This is a genomic window from Achromobacter dolens, assembly GCF_902859745.1.
In the GTDB taxonomy this organism is placed as follows: Bacteria; Pseudomonadota; Gammaproteobacteria; order Burkholderiales; family Burkholderiaceae_B; genus Achromobacter; species Achromobacter dolens.
The window spans coordinates 34,802-50,513 of sequence record NZ_CADIJW010000027.1 but is presented as its reverse complement, the minus strand read 5'-3'; the positions used below and the strand labels follow the sequence as shown (position 1 = coordinate 50,513).

Annotated in this window: 13 protein-coding genes; 5 read left to right on the top strand and 8 right to left on the bottom strand. The window is 67.8% G+C overall.

Going from position 1 to position 15,712, the window contains the following annotated elements; genetic code table 11:
- Positions 1–13: 13 nt before the first annotated feature.
- Positions 14–1,210, bottom strand: a complete 1,197-nt coding sequence (locus HV783_RS18400) for a TolB-like translocation protein (protein WP_254603947.1) — start codon at positions 1,208–1,210, stop codon at positions 14–16.
- A gap of 259 nt (positions 1,211–1,469) precedes the next feature.
- On the opposite strand from HV783_RS18400, the gene HV783_RS18395 reads away from it, so the two are divergent.
- From HV783_RS18395 to HV783_RS18375, 5 genes are all read left to right on the top strand, one after another.
- Entirely contained in the window at positions 1,470–1,985 is a 516-nt protein-coding gene (locus tag HV783_RS18395) for a sigma-70 family RNA polymerase sigma factor (RefSeq protein WP_049073943.1), read from the top strand.
- Complete coding sequence (locus HV783_RS18390) at positions 1,955–2,944, top strand: FecR domain-containing protein (RefSeq protein ID WP_175189627.1); 990 nt, start codon at positions 1,955–1,957, stop codon at positions 2,942–2,944. Before HV783_RS18395 ends, HV783_RS18390 begins: the two co-directional genes overlap by 31 nt.
- A 128-nt stretch (positions 2,945–3,072) precedes the next feature.
- Positions 3,073–5,478: a TonB-dependent siderophore receptor gene (locus HV783_RS18385; RefSeq protein WP_175189626.1), complete on the top strand. Its 2,406-nt coding sequence runs from the start codon at positions 3,073–3,075 to the stop codon at positions 5,476–5,478.
- Between the two features lie 2 nt (positions 5,479–5,480).
- Positions 5,481–5,873 carry a hypothetical protein gene (locus tag HV783_RS18380; RefSeq protein WP_054504210.1) on the top strand — a complete coding sequence of 131 codons (393 nt, stop codon included), beginning with the start codon at positions 5,481–5,483 and terminating at the stop codon, positions 5,871–5,873.
- Positions 5,870–6,541, top strand: a complete 672-nt coding sequence (locus HV783_RS18375; protein ID WP_054504211.1) for a PepSY-associated TM helix domain-containing protein — start codon at positions 5,870–5,872, stop codon at positions 6,539–6,541. Before HV783_RS18380 ends, HV783_RS18375 begins: the two co-directional genes overlap by 4 nt.
- A 33-nt stretch (positions 6,542–6,574) precedes the next feature.
- Here the strand turns inward: HV783_RS18375 and HV783_RS18370 are convergent, their stop codons facing one another.
- The 7 genes from HV783_RS18370 to HV783_RS18340 form a co-directional block, all read right to left on the bottom strand.
- On the bottom strand, positions 6,575–7,843 hold the full coding sequence (locus tag HV783_RS18370) for a hypothetical protein (RefSeq protein WP_175189625.1): 1,269 nt from the start codon (positions 7,841–7,843) through the stop codon (positions 6,575–6,577).
- Positions 7,844–7,980: 137 nt separating this feature from the next.
- Complete coding sequence (locus HV783_RS18365; protein ID WP_175143851.1) at positions 7,981–9,183, bottom strand: hypothetical protein; 1,203 nt, start codon at positions 9,181–9,183, stop codon at positions 7,981–7,983.
- Positions 9,184–9,457: 274 nt separating this feature from the next.
- Positions 9,458–10,681 carry a YeeE/YedE family protein gene (locus tag HV783_RS18360; RefSeq protein WP_175189641.1) on the bottom strand — a complete coding sequence of 408 codons (1,224 nt, stop codon included), beginning with the start codon at positions 10,679–10,681 and terminating at the stop codon, positions 9,458–9,460.
- Positions 10,682–10,783: 102 nt separating this feature from the next.
- Entirely contained in the window at positions 10,784–11,713 is a 930-nt protein-coding gene (locus tag HV783_RS18355; RefSeq protein WP_196767534.1) for a sulfurtransferase, read from the bottom strand.
- A gap of 244 nt (positions 11,714–11,957) precedes the next feature.
- Positions 11,958–14,165 carry a rhodanese-like domain-containing protein gene (locus HV783_RS18350; RefSeq protein ID WP_175189624.1) on the bottom strand — a complete coding sequence of 736 codons (2,208 nt, stop codon included), beginning with the start codon at positions 14,163–14,165 and terminating at the stop codon, positions 11,958–11,960.
- Between the two features lie 178 nt (positions 14,166–14,343).
- Entirely contained in the window at positions 14,344–15,273 is a 930-nt protein-coding gene (locus HV783_RS18345) for a CysB family HTH-type transcriptional regulator (RefSeq protein ID WP_054504216.1), read from the bottom strand.
- A 40-nt stretch (positions 15,274–15,313) separates the two neighbouring features.
- A complete protein-coding gene (locus HV783_RS18340) occupies positions 15,314–15,661 on the bottom strand; it encodes a VOC family protein (protein WP_054417062.1) in 348 nt (115 codons plus the stop codon).
- Positions 15,662–15,712: the final 51 nt, after the last annotated feature.

Sequence of the window (15,712 nt, the reverse complement as noted above, 5' to 3'; positions counted from 1 at the left end):
CTGCCTTAAAGGATCAATGTCCAACGCGACGCATCTCGTCGCGCGAGTCAATGACCGGGATTTCTTCCGCTTCCCGCGCTGAGGGAAGCGGAAGCGTAGACCATGTATCAGTTGCGATGTCGAGCATGGCCATACCTCCCGTTCCACCACCCAGACCCACAGAATGATCCCGATAGATCGACGCGATGTACTTTCCTGCCTGGTCGCAGACCATTTCCCGGGGTTCGAACGACGGGCCGAGCTGCGACGGCCCCTCTTGCCAGGCTTGGCGCCGCCCGTCCAGGGAAATCCGGATAACAGTGAGTCCGTAGCGCGGTGTCTGCCCCCAGAGGCAGAGATTTCCTGCGCGATCCATGGATGGCATGCGCACATGCTCGATTCCGTCGAAAACATCCGGAGTCGGCACGACCTCATTACCCCGACGCATCCGATAGATTTCACTGCCCGCGTATATCTCGTGATAGCGTGAAAACAGCCGGGATGGACCAAAGGATTCAAGCAGGATCTCATCGTCCGAGATGTATTGCGCCTGGCCACCGTCAACGAATTTGAAGATGCCCGCGAACGGCTGTTCATGCATGCCGCGCCGATCGAACTCCCAGATATCGAACTCCAGGAGCCGCACCCGCCGACCGGGGGGAACAAGGCGCTCACTGCGCCAGAATGCGATCCGCGACTCGTCGGGAGACATGAACGGCGACAACTTATTGCCCGGCGCAACCGGCACAACCTCCAAGGCGCTGCCGTCTTCATGCATCAGCACGATTTGCAGGTCATGAAGCGAACGGCGCAGGTCCTCTTCGGTGTCTCCATAGACAGGCCTGCGCGACATCACGATGAAATTGCCTTTGGGTGAATAGCGCGCGTAGGTATAGGAATAGGCCGGCGGCAACGCGTAGCGATACAGCCGGCCGGAATCGAGTCGGTAGCGCATGACGTCACAGCGGTTGTCGCCATCCTGGGCGCATTCGACAAACAGCCAATCCACGCCATTCGGATGCACGCTCAACGAGCGGATATCCCTGCCACCGTTCGGAGGAGAAAACGGCGTCCGCGTGGTCGGCGTTTCCACCACAGCGACGGGCGCCCTTTTCTCGTTCGCGACCGGGGAGGCCGAAGTCCAGAGCGACCACCACAACGGCAGCACGCAAATCAGCGCCACCGTTGCCACGAAGATCCACGCGCGATTTCGCTTCATCGTCGCTTCCATATACGTTCAGACGCCCGCCAAGGCAGCGGAGCAATGTTCGACAACGTATATGGATGATCCAGGCGGCGAAATGCGCTGCCCTGCGAAAGCAGACGAGTACTCAGGAAATGGCCAGGCGCGTCGACAGCCATCCGCTGCACGCGGAACAGCGGCGGTTCCTCGCCCAGCGCAACGACTAAGCACATCCCCCGCTGGAACTCCAGGCCCGAATAGCTATAATAGGAACCATTCCCATTATTCTTTCAGGTTTGGAGTCCCCGTGCCGCCCGGCGACCTCCCGGCTCCCCACGCCGTCGACACGCTCTATCGCTCGCACCACGCCTGGCTGACGGCGTGGCTGCGGCGTCGCCTGCGCGACGACCACGACGCCGCCGATCTGGCCCAGGACACCTTCGTGCGCCTGATCGCCGCCCGCGACACGCCCGGCCTGCGCGAACCGCGCGCCTTCCTCGCCCGCATCGCCCACGGCCTGATGGTCAACCTGTGGCGCCGCCGCGATCTCGAACACGCCTATCTGCAAGCCCTGGCCCAGCGCCCCGAGGCCTGCGCGCCCTCGCCCGAGCGGCGCGCGCTGGTGCTGGAGGCGCTGGTCGAGATCGACGCCATGCTGCAGCGCCTGCCGGCCCGCGCCCGCGAGGCTTTCCTGCTGGCGCAACTGGGCGGCTACACCTATGCCGAGATCGGCCAGCGCCTGGACGTGTCCGAGCGCATGGTGAAGAAATACATGGCGCAGGTGATGCTGCAATGCCTGTTGATCGCGGACGGCGTCTGGTGAGGCCCGCCACGCTGTCCGCCCCGCCCGACCGCCGCGTGCTCGAAGCCGCGGCCGACTGGTTCGCGCGCCTGGGCGACGAGCGCGCCAGCGCCGACGATACCCGCCAATGGCAGGCCTGGCTCGATGCCCGGCCGGAACACCGCCGCGCCTGGGATGCCGTGGCCGCGATCAGCGCGCGCTTCGAATCCGTGGCCGGCCAGCCGGCGCTGGAGGCCCTGACCGGCGCCGGACGCGGCCGCCGCCGCGCGCTGCGCACGCTGATGCTGCTGGCCGGTATCGGCGGCCTGGGCGCCGCCGCCTGGAACCAGCCGGCCACCCGCCGCCAGTTGGCCGACCTGCGCACCGATGTCGGCCAGACCCGCCAGGCCACGCTGGAGGACGGCTCGCGGCTGTGGCTGAACACCGCCAGCGCGGTCAACCTGCGCTTTGACGCGCGGGCGCGCCGCGTGGTGCTGGTGGACGGCGAAACCCTGATCGACACCCATCCCGATCCGCGCGCGCCGGCCCGGCCGTTCCTGTTGGACGTGGGCTATGCGCAACTGCGGGCGCTGGGCACCCGCTTTGCCGTGCTGCGCGACGGCGGCCGCGCCTGGCTCGATGTCTACGCCGGCGCGGTCGAGATCCGTCCCGACGATTCCCCCGTCCGCATCGCGCAGGCCGGCACCCGCACGGGGTTCAGCGGCCGCGTCATCGACGCGGCCGAACCGCTCGACCCCGCCCGCGACGCCTGGACCCGGGGCGAGCTGGTGGCCGACGGGCTGCCGCTGGCGCGCTTTGCCGCCGAGCTGGCGCGCTACCGGCGCGGCTTCGTCACCTGTACGCCGGAGGTCGCGCAACTGCCGCTGGTGGGCGTGTTCCCGCTGGCCGACACCGACCGCATCCTGCGCGCGCTGGAAGCCACCCTGCCCGTGCGCGCCCGGCGCGTGTTGCCCGGCTGGGTCCGGCTGGAGGCTGCCTAGCGCCGGCCGGCGCGGGCGGCTTGCCCAACTATTTTGTAACAGTCGCGCGTTTCCAGTTCCCCTTTCTTCTTTTCGCTTGGCACTGCAGAGGTACGACGCGTTTCGCGCGTCCGCCGCCAAGGAATCCCATGCACGTCCCTCCCTTCCGTTTTCCGCTCCTGGCCCGCGCGCTGGCCACCGCGCTGACCGCGCCAACGGTCCTGCTGGCCGTCACGCCCGCGCAGGCCCAGGCGCCGGCCGGCTTCCAGGTCGCGCCCGGCCCACTGTCGCAGGCGCTCAGCCAGTTCGCCAGCCAGGCCGGCGTGACGCTGTCGCTGGACGGCCGTCTCGTGGCCGGCAAGCAGAGCCCCGGCCTGTCGGGCGCCTACAGCGTGGACCAGGGCTTCGGCCGGCTGCTGGACGGCACCGGCCTGCGCGCCGAGCGGCGCCCGGACAACGTCTACACGGTGCGGCCGGTGGCCAGCGGCGACAATGCCGCCCAACTGGAGCCGGTGACTGTGCTGGGCGCGACCACCGCCGAAGGCGCCTACCAGCCGGAGCCGGTGGCCTCGGTGACACGTTCGCCGCTGGCTGTGCTGGACCAGCCGCAGGCGGTCAACGTGGTGCCGGCCCAAGTGCTGCGCGACCAGCGCCCGCGCAACCTGGACGACGCGCTGGCCAACGTCAGCGGCATCACCCAGGGCAACACGCTCGCCGGCACCCAGGACACGCTGATGAAGCGCGGCTTCGGCGCCAACCGCGACGGCTCGATCATGCACAACGGCATGCCGCTGGTACAGGGCCGCGGCCTCAACGCCGCCGCCGACAGCGTCGAAGTCCTGAAGGGTCCGGCGTCGCTGCTTTACGGCATCATGGACCCGGGCGGCGTCATCAACATCGTCAGCAAGCGGCCGCAGCTCACGCCGTACCACGCCATCACGCTGACGGGTTCGACCTATGCCCAGGGCCGCGACGGCGTCGGCGCCACGCTCGACAGCACCGGACCGATCGGCGACTCGCGGCTGGCCTACCGTCTGGTGGTCGACACCATGAACGAAGACTACTGGCGCGATTTCGGCCGCCGCCGCGACACGCTGGTGGCGCCGTCGCTGGCCTGGTATGGACAGGACACGCAGATCGTGGCCTCCTATGAGCACCGCGACTACCTGTACCCGTTCGACCGCGGCACCGCGCTCGATCCCACCACCGGCAAGCCGCTCGACATCCCCTCGCGCCGCCGCCTGGACGAACCCTACAACAACATGTGGGGCAGCACCGAGCTGGCCCAGGTCACCATCGACCAGCGCGTCACCGACAACTGGAAGGCGCACCTGGGCTTTAGCTGGAACCAGGAACGCTACGATGCCAACCAGGTGCGCGTGACCGCCATCGATCCGGTGGCCGGCACCATCAAGCGCAGCAACGACGGCACCCGCGGCGCGCTGTCCACGGACCACTACGTGATCGGCTACGTCGACGGCCGCGTCGATATCGGCGGGCTGCGCAACGACCTGCAGGTCGGCGCCGACTACGAGCGCCGCAAGATCTTCCGTTCCGACCTGATCCGGCAGAACCTGTCCAAGCCCTTCAGCTACGTCAACCCGGTCTACGACCAGCAGGATCCCGGCAACACCGTGGTCGCCAGCGACAGCGACCAGACCGACAAGCTGCGCGCCACCTCGTTCTTCCTGCAGGACTCGCTGCACCTGGGCGAGCGCTGGATCCTGGTGGGCGGGCTGCGCTACCAGCACTATGAGCAATTGGCGGGTCGCGGCCGGCCGTTCAAGACCAACACCGACATCGAGGGCGGCAAGTGGCTGCCGCGCGCCGGCCTGGTCTACAAATGGACGCCCGAGGTGTCGCTGTATGGCAGCTATACCGAATCGCTCAAGCCCACCTCGACCATCGCCCCGCTGACCAGCGGCACGGTGATCGACTCCGGCGTGGCGCCGGAGCAGGCCAAGTCGTGGGAGCTGGGACTGAAATGGGACATGCCGGGCCAGACCACCGGCACGCTGGCGCTGTTCGACATCCGCAAGCGTAACGTGCTGGTGTCGCAATACAACGACGTCACCAAGCTGACCGACTGGCGCACCAGCGGCGCGGCGCGCTCGCGCGGCGTCGAGCTGGACGTGAGCGGCTCGCTGTCGGCGCGCTGGGACTTCATGGCCAGCTACGCCTATCTGGACGCGCGCACCACCGATGATCCGCAGTACCAGGGCAACCGGCTGTGGAACGTGGCGCAGCACACCGGTTCGCTGGCGCTGGTCTACAACGCCGGCCAGATCGGCGAAGGCCGCCTGCGGCTGGGGACCGCCGCGCGCTACGTCGGCACCCGCCCGGGCGATTCGGCCAACTCATTCGTGCTGCCGGCCTATACCGTGGTCAACGCCTTCGCCACCTACGACACCCGCGTCGCCGGCCGCAAGGTGCAGTTCCAGTTGAACGTCAACAATCTGTTCGACCGCACCTACTACACCTCGAGCGCCAACCAGTACTTCATCTCCATGGGCGACGCGCGCCAGTTCGTGCTGTCGACGCGGGTGGAATTCTGAGCATGCAACCGTCCATCCCTGCCCCCGCGCCGGCCGCGTTCCCGCTTCGAGCCGCGCCGCGCCTGCGCGCCGCCTTGTCCGCCGCCTGCGCCGCCGCGGCCCTGATCGCCCTGGCCTATGACGCGCGCCGCGGCTGGCTGCTGGGGCCCAGCGGCACCGATGCCCGCCTGTCGATCCATGACGCGGGCCGCACCGGCCAACTGCGCCGGCTGGCCTCCATCGGCACCCGGCCCTGGGCCCACAACATGGCCTACGACGCCGACCGCGGCATCGCCTATCTACCCAGCATGGACGACACCGAGGTCTATCCGGCGGACAGCGGCGAGTCGCAACGGCATTTCACCGCGGACAGCTTCACCGTCACCGCGTTGCGTCTGCGCGAGGCGCGGCCATGAGCCTCACCTCCGTCAACTCCGCCACCGCCCGGCCGCCGCGTCCGCCCGCGCGCCGCGGCCAGTACCTGAAGGCGCTGCGCAAGGCCCACGGCTGGCTCGGTTTGTGGGGCGCGCTGCTGGGCCTGCTGTTCGGCGCCAGCGGCATCCTGCAGAACCATCGGGCCGTGCTCAAGATCGACATGCCCGGGCCCGTGGTCGAGACCCTGCAATTGCAGGCGCCCGCCGATCTGCCCCGAACCGACGCCGCGGTGGGCCGCTGGTTGCAGCAGGCCCTGAAGCTGGACAAGCCGGTCGAACGCATCCGCAAGGAAGCGGCGCAGGATGTGCGCTGGGGCGATGTCTCCGCGCGCCAGCCCGAGCGCTGGCAGGCGCTGTTCCGCGCGCCGGGCTATCAGGTGCAGGTGGAATTCTGGCCGCAAAGCGGCGCCGCCAGCGCCCGCCGCAGCAGCGCCAGTTGGTGGGGCGTGGTCCAGAATTTTCATCGCGCCAACGGCACTGGCGTGGCCTGGGTGCTGCTATCGGACACCATCGGCGGCGCGCTGATCGCGCTGTGCCTGACCGGCGTGCTGCTCTGGACCGAGCTGGAAAAGCGCAAGCTGATCGGGCTGGCCATTGCGTTCGCTTCGGTGATCGCGTGCCTGGCGGCCGTGGCGCAATCGTGGGCCTGATCGGTCCTCAGACGGGCTGCAGTGCGGATAAGTTCAATATATGTCTTGTCCAACTGCTAGGTCGGGGGGGTGGGGCGATGAAAACAATCCCAAGACCGGCGCATAGACAAGATCGTCCGCCTCTTGCTCATTGTGGAGATCGTGGCGATATATAGAGTCCGCGATACTTCCGCGCTCGCCGCTTTGAGCCTCGACAAACTCTAACTCGGTTGTTGGGCCCGGCTCAGACACCGAAAAGAAGCTTAAGGAATACAACCCCCAGCAATCATCAAACTCGGGCGACCCTTCCCATGAAAAGCACCCAAAGGGGTCCGGATCCCAAGGAGATGGCATCCAAGCATCCATGGGGGCATCGCCTACCACCTGAATCGGCGGAGATGGCTGGCCCATCAGATCCCCGGGGCCCGGCGTATCGACGACCTCGGCGAAATACCTTGTCCCGGAACCAGCTGGCGTGGATAACGCTGGGCTCTCGGTAAGCACCGGAGCATCCGCATCCTGCCCTCCCGGCGGCACAGTCGTCGAGAAGGGCAAATAGGGATCGTATGCTCCCCCACCCAAACCAGCTTGTGGCGTCCCGAGTCCCCACCCCGAGAAAAGTTGCCCGGATTCGTACGACGCCAACGGGTTATTTGACGCCGCGCCCAACTCCGGGGCAGGATGGTAGCCAGGCGTAATCAGGGTAATGGGCTCCGAGTCCCCCACCTGTTCCGAGACCGAACCATCGCGCATGACAATGATCTCTTTTAGAGATTCTCCGATGATCTCTTCATTTATGATAGAACTAACGCCGTGGGCCTCTTCGAATGCATCCTTGTAATAGCTCCACATACGGCTCGATCCGTCCGCCTGCCTGTCCGTCACCCAGTACATTTGATAGGCGAGGCCTCCAACTTTGCCATCTAGGGCCACGCCCGTCATCTTGGTACCGAACTGGTCGATGTAGGTCAGGCCATCGATTTTCTGGAAGAGTCTTTCGAAGGACTTGGCGAGTTCGAGAATGCGGCTCCCCATCCACTCGCTCGAAGCGTTGGGCAGATCAACGCATATAATTTTCTCGAAGAATACAAACGACATCAGGCGGGCATATAAGCGCTCAACCGCCGGAAGTTGGTCGAAATCAAGCTGGTCGAGCCTAGCCATCAAGACGAGATCTGCTTCCAGCTTTTTCATGGCTTCATCCGGCTGCCCCTGCGCGTCGAAATAGGCGATGTCATGGTCCTTGCAGAACGAATCGACGGGGCTGATTCCAGGCGTCACCCCGTCAATACCGATACGCGTCAATACCGGGCTCTCGATCAACTGCGCCCTGCTCTTCTCCCCCCCTCTCTCCCCTGCGGACCAATTTGGCCCGCACCAAAACCCGTACACGGGGATGTAGCTTGTTGGACTCCAAGGATCCAGATCCGCCAATCTTATTGCGTCACGCTCCATAGCCATCAGTAGCTCCTCGAATTGATCGAACCGCCCCGTGCGCCGTTATCCGCGCCGCTCGCACTTGTGTTCACCGGAATGATTTCCGCATCCCGCCACGACGGCAGGGAAATCGCAGTCCAGGTATCCGTCGCGATATCCAGCATGGCCAAGCCGCCCGGACGGTTCGTGACATCCATCGGCTGGTCCCAATAGATCACCGCGAGATAGGTGCCAGCCGGATCGCAGATCAACTCCTGCGGAATGAATCCCAGGCCCGGCTGCCAGGCCCTGCGCTGGCCTCCCGGTTCAATACGGATCACGGTCAGGCCGTAGCGCGGCGTCTGCCCCCAGAGATACAGGTTCCCTGCGCGATCCATCGTCGGCATCTCGGCGTACTTGATGCCGCTGAAGACCTGTGGCTCGGGCAGCCGCGTATCCCCGCGCCGCATGCGATAGACGCTGCTTCTGCCATACAGGGACTCGTAGCTCGAGAGATGCCCCGCCGGCCCGAAGGTTCGGAACAGGATCTCGTCATCCGAGAGATACTGCGCCTGGCCGCCGGAAACGAATTTGAAGATGCCGGCAAAAGGCCGTTCCGTCGCGTCGGCCCGATCAAACTCCCAGATGTCGAAATCGAGCAGGCCCAGGCGTTGTCCGGGCGGCAGGATGCGTCCCGTACTCCAGAATGCGATCCGGCTTTCATCCAGCGACATGAAAGGCGAGAGCTTGTTGCCCCGCGCCAAGGGAAGGATCTGGAGGCCCTCGCCATCGCTGCGCATCAGCAGGATCTGCATGGCGTCGAGCGAACGGCGCTGTTCATCGTCGGAATCGCCGGCGATCCGCCGCCGCGACATCACGATGTAGTTGCCCTGCGGTGAATAGTGGGCGTACGGATAGGTGTAGCCAGCGGGCAGACCGTAGCGGTACAGCTTTCCCGTCTTCCATTGATAGCGCATGACGTCGCACCGGTTGTTGCCGGTGCGGACGCATTCCACGAACAGCCAGTCATTGCCATCGGGATGCACGCTGAGCGAACGGATCTCCCGGCCGCCGTTGGGCGGGGAGAACGGTGTCTGCATCGTTGGCGTCTCTTGCACCCACTCATCCGACTTGAGGGGAGCTTTGGTGAACCCGTGCGGGAACGGCAGCAACCATGACAACGGCACCAGCACAAGCATCGCCAGTACCGACGCGATCACGAGCAGGTACGCGTGATGTCGTTTCATCGCCGTCGCCTCAGCTGGGCGCCGAACCTGATCTGCCGATGCAATAACCGGGTTTCAGCGGCAACGCCGCACACCCCCGCCCCATACTTCCGACACCACGCCACCGCCGCCTCCACGCCGCTACCCGACAACCGGACCTCCGTGGCGCCTGCTAAGGCGCGCGGGCCGCCTCGACCAGCCCGCCCATGGAGCCGTTATTGCCGATCCTTCCGCAATAAGGTATCGGCGGGAACGGTCGAGCGGAAGCGGTTGCCGGTGGAAAGCGGACGGATGCTCAGCGCGTCGGGCGCAGCTTCAGCGCCACCCAGATCCCCGCCACGCAAGCCAGTCCGAAGATCCAGCCCGAGGCGGCGCCCGCCATCACGCCGGACAACAAGGTGCCGACGGTGCAGCCCAGCGCGGTCATGCCGCCCCACCCCATCAGGACGCCGCCGGTGAAGTTGCGCAGGATCTCACGCGCCGTCGGCAAACGCGGCCGGAACGCGCCGGCGGCCAGCGCGGCGGCCCAGGCGCCCGCCACCAGCGCCAGCACGAAGGCGCCGTTGTTGGACAGCAGCGCGTTCTTGACCGCGGTGGCGCAGCCGGCGAAGGTGTCCAGCCCCTCCAGCCGGGCCGGCAGCGCACCGGCCGCGGACGCGGCGGTGCGGGCCACGCTGCCCAGTTCGGCGGTCACGCCCAGCGGCGCGATGCGCAAGTAGGCGATGACGCCGATGAAGGCCACCAGCAGGCCGCCGACCGCGGGCGGCCAGCGGTCCCGCAGCACGGCTTGCCATGGCGAGGGCGGCGGCGTGGCCGGGTCGTTCGCCGCGTCCTGGAAGGCATTCGCTGGCCGGATGGCGGCGCCGTCAGGCGCGCCATCGGCCTGGCGCGCGGCCGGAACGCGCCGGCCGAGCCGGCTCAGGCCCAGCGCCAGCAACGCCAGCAACGCGACTTGCAGCAGCACGGTGCCGCCGTAGCCGAGGTGGTGCGGCAGCCACACCACCGGCGCCTGCTGGATCATGGCCAGGTACAAGGTGTTCCACGACGCGAAACCCAGCACGAAGCCGACGCCCGCGCCCAGCAAGGCGAATGGCGAGGCCAGCGCGCCTTCGCCGAGGCGGTAGAAATGCGCGCTGATGCAGGAACCCGAGATGCGCATGCCGACCCCGAACACGAACGCCCCGGCCACCAGGGCCAGGCTGACCGGCCCGATGTGCGCGCCGGGCGGCAGGCGCTCGGCCCCGGGAATGGGCAGGAACGCGCCGAACACCGCGTGGTAGCCGAGCGTGCCGACCCCCAGCGCCACCAGCACGGCATAGGCGCCGGCGGGGTCGCGCCGTTCGATCGCGTCACGCGCGATGCAGTAGAAGCAGAATCGTGAACGCTGCAGCACGATGCCGAAGGCGGCGCCGAGCAGCAGCGACAAGGACAGGCCGCGGCCGCCCTCGGGCTGCGACGCCAGCCACCAGGCGGCCGCGCCGATGGCGGCCAGCAACGCCACGGCCGCCGCATTGGCGATCGCCGGGACGTCCGGCGGGACCGCGGCCGCCGCGCCCGCCGTCAACGCCGTCAACGCCGTCGGCGGCGGAGCCGGCGACGCGGGAGTTGCCTGGGCGCTCACTCAGGTCTTGCCCCACACGGTGCCGGACGGATTGCTGATCGGCGAACCGACGCTGTTGCCGTACTCGGTCCACGAACCGTCGTAATTGCGCACGTCGTAGCCCAGCAGCTTACGCAGCGCGAACCACGAGTGGCTGGAGCGCTCGCCGATGCGGCAATAGGTGATGATGGGCTTGCTGCCGTCCACGCCCACCGCCTGGTAGATGGCGCGCAGTTCGTCGGCCGACTTGAAGGTGCCGTCTTCCGCCACCAGCTTGCTCCAGGTGACGTTGACCGCGCCCGGCACGTGGCCGGCGCGCACCGCCAGTTCCGGCACGCCGTTGGGCGCGAAGATCTTGCCGTTGTATTCGTCGGCCGAACGGATGTCGACCAGCACGCCCTGCTTGTCCTTGCGCGCCACCGCCAGCACGTCCTGCAGGTGGGCGCGCAGCGCCGGGTTGGCGTCCTTGGGACGCGCGTTGCCGGCGGCCAGCACCTTGACGCTATTGGACTGCGGGCGACCCTCGGCTTCCCATTTCTTGCGGCCGCCGTCCAGGATCTTCACATTGTCGATGCCGTAGATGTCGAAGATCCACGCGCCCCAGGCGGCGAACCAGTTGTTGTTGTCGCCGTACAGCACCACGGTGCTGTCGGTGTTGACGCCGGCGCGCTCCAGCAGCGCCTGGAACTGCTTGGGCGGCGCGATGTCGCGGTTGACGGTGTCGACCAGGTCGGTGTGCCAGTTGACGTTGCTGGCGCCGGGAATGTGACCGCGCTCGAACAGGCCGGGATTGACGCTCACCTCGATGACACGCACCTTGGGGTCGTTCAGGTTCTTCTCCAGCCACTCGGTGGTGACCAGGTACTTGGCGTGCTGTGCCGTGGCGGGAAAGGCCATCAGGCTGGCCAGCGTGGCGAACGCGCCCGCCAGCAGTTTCGATAGGGACATCATGATCTCCGGAAGCAGGCGCAATGCGGCCTGGGAATCCGGAGCATATTTGTTCAGCTTACAGTCAGGAACAATTTACTGGTCATATCCTGATTACCGGAATGCGCAGGTCGCGGTCGATCGCGACCCGCGCCCGCGAATCCTGGCGCGTGGCCAGCGCGCGCCTGCCTTCACGACAGGCCGGCGCCGTAGCGCCGCGCGGCGGATGCCCTGGCCGGGCATCGCCCGCGGCACCCAGGCGCTCCGCCTATGCCGCCGCGATCAGCCGGATATCCGCGCTGCCGTCGCGCTCCAGTTGCGCCACCAACCCCAGTTCCCAATCGAGGTAGTCACGAAAACCCTGGTCGCGCGCCGAGAGATCGTCGAACAGGTACGGACTGATACTCTGGTCGTCGTCGCCCGTCAGCACGCCGTCGGCGCCCTGCGCCAGCGGCAGGCCCTGCGCCTGCCAGGCGCGGGTGCCGCCCAGCAGGTAGCGCACCGGGCGGCCGGTGCGCCAGGCCAGCTCGGCCGCCGCCACGGCGGCCAGCACGCCGTCGGGCGACGTCAACACGATCGTCCGCTGCGTGTCGGCCGGCAGGAACTCCTGGAGGCGATCCGGCGCGGCATAGCGCGCGCCGGGCACGTGGCCGCGCTCGTAAGCCAACCGCGATTCAATGTCGAAGACCTCCGCCGAACCGGCGTCGATAGCCGCCTGCAAGGCCTGCGGCCGCAGCGCCGGCACGTCGGGCCGGTGCCGCAGCACGCGGCGCGGCTCGGCGCCGCGTTCGAGCGCCGCCAGCGCCGGCGGCTGGTACAGGTAGACCTCGACCGCGCCCAGTTGCGCCAGCCAGGCGCCGGTGGTCTGGGCGCGCACGCCGTCCCAGTCGGCCAGCACCACGCGCGCGCGCCGGGTGGCCAGGTACTCGTCGGTGGCCTGCACCAGTTGGCCGCCGGGCGCCCAGCGCCAGCCCGGCAGGTGGCCGGTTTCGTATTCCTCGCGGGTGCGCACGTCGAACTTGTACAGCGTGCGCGTGCCCTGCTCGGCCTCGAAGGCGCGCAACGTGGCCGCGTCGATATGGCCGATGCCGGCCCGCTGCGCCACGCCGCGCGCCTGCTCGCGCGCGGCGGCGGCGCTGTCGGCCGACGGTTCGGGCAGCGCCGCCTGACGGCCATAGGCCAGCTCGCGGCCGGACAGCAGCCATTCCATGGTGCCGTTGCGCAGCGACGCGACGCGGTTCGGGATGCCGGCGTCGATCAGCGTCTGCGCGCCGACAATGCTGCGCGTGCGGCCGGCGCAGTTCACCACCACGAAGGTCTTGGGATCCGGCGCCAGCTCGCGGATGCGGTACACCAGCTCGGCGCCCGGCAGGCTGTGCGAGAACGGCAGCGTAAAGTTGTGGAATTCCTCCGGCGTGCGACTGTCGACCACCACGATGTCGTCGCCGCGCGCGACCCGCTCGTGCAGTTCGTCGACGTCGATCCACGGCGTGTGCTTTTCGTGTTCGATGACTTCGCCGAAGGCCTTGCTGGGCACGTTGGTGCCCGAAAACAGTTCGCGCCCTTCTCGCTCCCAGCCGTCGGTGCCGCCGGCCAGCACCGAGATGTCGGTCCAGCCCAGGCGCGTCAGCTTGGCGGCGGCCTGATGCGCCAGGGTCTCGTCGTCGTCCACCAGCACGATGCGCGTGTCGCGGCGCGGCACCAGGCGGTCGGCCAGCACTTCCAGGCGCCACAGCGGCGCCGGCACTGCGTACAGCAGGTGGCGGCGGGCGTAGCGGCCGGCTTCGCGCACGTCGAGCACGGCGATCTCCGCCTCGCCGCGCAGCGCTTCCTGCAACCCGGCGGGCGACAGGCGCGCATGGTAAATCGCGGCCGGCGGCGAAAAGGTGCGGTAGGCGCCGCCGGCGGTGCTCTCGAACACCACGCGGCCGTGCAGGCGGTCAAGCGCCAGGCCGTAGAAATGCAGGTGCGCGCCGGGCGCGTCGCCCACCAGTTCGATGGTGTGCACGTCGGCCGGTCCCAGCACGATGGAATTGCCCGCCGCCACGTCCACTCGTCGCACGTGGGTCAGCACGTCGCGCCCGGGCTCATTGCCGGCGCTGCGTGCATAGACCTCGTTGCGCTCGTTGCCGGAGACGCCAGCGATGATGGCCCAGGTGGTGTGGTCGTGCGGCGGCTGCGCCTTGCCGGGCTCGCCCAGCGACAGGTACAACGCGTAGCCGCCGTCGGCGTCTTCGGCCAGGCGGTAGATCGAGGTGGGCCGTCCGGGCACCACGGCGAAGGCCTCGGCCGGAAACAATTCCGCGCGGCGTCCGAGCGCTTCGAGCAGACGGGCCACCGGGGCCAGTTGTTCGGGCGTGGCGCGCGCGGGGTCCGGCGCCAGCGCCTTGACCTGCGCGATGAAGTCGCGCACGGCGCGGGCGCGTTCGGTATCGTGGCGGAAAGCGGCGGCGGCCGCGTCGGGATGGGTGCTCATGGGATCCGGAATTCCTGGGGTTGAAGAACCGGATCAGCCTACGTCCGCGACCGGGCGCGGACAACGTAGAAATGCGTCTATGGTTATGCGGCCGGCGATGCGCGCCCGCCGGCCGGACGGCACGGCGCGGCACCGCGCCACGCGCGCAGGCCACGCAGCCGCGCGCCCTCGCCCGGTCTCAGGCTTCGCCCTTGAGCGCCTGGTCCACCACCGCGCGCGTCAACGTCGGCACGAACATCTCGATGAAGTGGAAGGCATAGCCGCGCAGCCACGCCCCGCGGCGGATCGCCAGGCGCGTCAGGTTGATCTCGAACAGGTGGCGGGCGTCAATGGCGCAAAGCCGCGTGTCGCGCTCGGCGTCCCAGGCGACGGCGGCCACGATGCCTACCCCCAGTTCGAGCTCGACATAGGTCTTGATGACGTCGGCGTCCATCGCCGTCATGACGATGTCCGGCGTAATGCCGGCGCGGGCGAAGGCCTCGTCGATATGGGCCCGGCCGGTGTAGCCGCGCCCGTAGGTGATGATGGGATAGCGCGACAGCTGCGACAGGCTGATGCCGCCGTCCACCGCGGCGAGCGGATGCCCCTTGGGCACGATGACGCTGTGGCTCCAGCGGTAGCACGGCAGGTTCAGCAGGCCGGGATAGTCGGCCACCGCCTCGGTCGCCACGCCGATGTCGGCCTCGCCCTCCAGCAGCATCTCCGAGACCTGCTTGGGCGATCCCTGGTGCAGGTGCAGCACAACCTCGGGATAGCGCTGGCGGAATTCCTTGACCACCGGCGGCAAGGCGTAGCGCGCCTGCGAATGCGTGGCCGCGATCGACAGCACGCCCTTGCGGCTGTCGGCGTATTCGGCGCCAGCGTGGCGGATGTTGTCGGCGCATTGCAGGATCTGCTCGACCAGCGGCAGGATCTGCTCGCCCGGCGGCGTCAGGCCGATCAGCCGCTTGCCCGAGCGCACGAAGATGTCGACGCCGACCTCTTCCTCCAGTTCGCGGATCTGGCGGCTGACGCCAGGCTGCGAAGTGTGCAGGCTTTCGGATACGTCAGTCAGGTTGAAATCGCGGCGCACGGTCTCGCGCACGGAACGCAGTTGCTGGAAGTTCATGGAATCGCCGAGGCCTGTGTGAGGGAGCCGAGCACGAGGCCTAGCCGAGAAATGCCAGTTGATTGCCGCTGGGATCTTTGACGTACATGACGCGCGGCGAGGCGTCGGGCAGCGAACAGACCGGATGAAAGCCGGCGTCGCGCAGGCGCAGCAGAATGTCGTCGTAGGCGTGGGTGCGGATCGCCAGATAGTCGGCCCGCACCTCGCGGTTGACCTCGGCCACTGGCGACAGCGACAGGGTCGCGTCGCCCAGGGCGAACAACAGGCGTCCGTCCGGGACCGGCATTTCATCCAGCCCGAGGGTGCCGCGGTAGAACTCGCGCACGGCGTCCAGTTGCCGCGCCGCGAAGGAAAGCTGTACCGATCCGATCGAAGAAATAGAAGACATGCCCTGCCGCCAACCGTGGAACAAGGCAAATTCTAGACCCCGAGGGTACAA

Coding starts and splice junctions, on each gene's coding strand:
- HV783_RS18400 (WP_254603947.1), bottom strand. CDS start 1,210: ATGGAAGCGACGATGAAGCGAAATCGCGCGTGGATCTTCGTGGCAACG.
- HV783_RS18390 (WP_175189627.1), top strand. CDS start 1,955: ATGCCTGTTGATCGCGGACGGCGTCTGGTGAGGCCCGCCACGCTGTCC.
- HV783_RS18385 (WP_175189626.1), top strand. CDS start 3,073: ATGCACGTCCCTCCCTTCCGTTTTCCGCTCCTGGCCCGCGCGCTGGCC.
- HV783_RS18380 (WP_054504210.1), top strand. CDS start 5,481: ATGCAACCGTCCATCCCTGCCCCCGCGCCGGCCGCGTTCCCGCTTCGA.
- HV783_RS18375 (WP_054504211.1), top strand. CDS start 5,870: ATGAGCCTCACCTCCGTCAACTCCGCCACCGCCCGGCCGCCGCGTCCG.
- HV783_RS18365 (WP_175143851.1), bottom strand. CDS start 9,183: ATGAAACGACATCACGCGTACCTGCTCGTGATCGCGTCGGTACTGGCG.
- HV783_RS18355 (WP_196767534.1), bottom strand. CDS start 11,713: ATGATGTCCCTATCGAAACTGCTGGCGGGCGCGTTCGCCACGCTGGCC.
- HV783_RS18350 (WP_175189624.1), bottom strand. CDS start 14,165: ATGAGCACCCATCCCGACGCGGCCGCCGCCGCTTTCCGCCACGATACC.
- HV783_RS18345 (WP_054504216.1), bottom strand. CDS start 15,273: ATGAACTTCCAGCAACTGCGTTCCGTGCGCGAGACCGTGCGCCGCGAT.
- HV783_RS18340 (WP_054417062.1), bottom strand. CDS start 15,661: ATGTCTTCTATTTCTTCGATCGGATCGGTACAGCTTTCCTTCGCGGCG.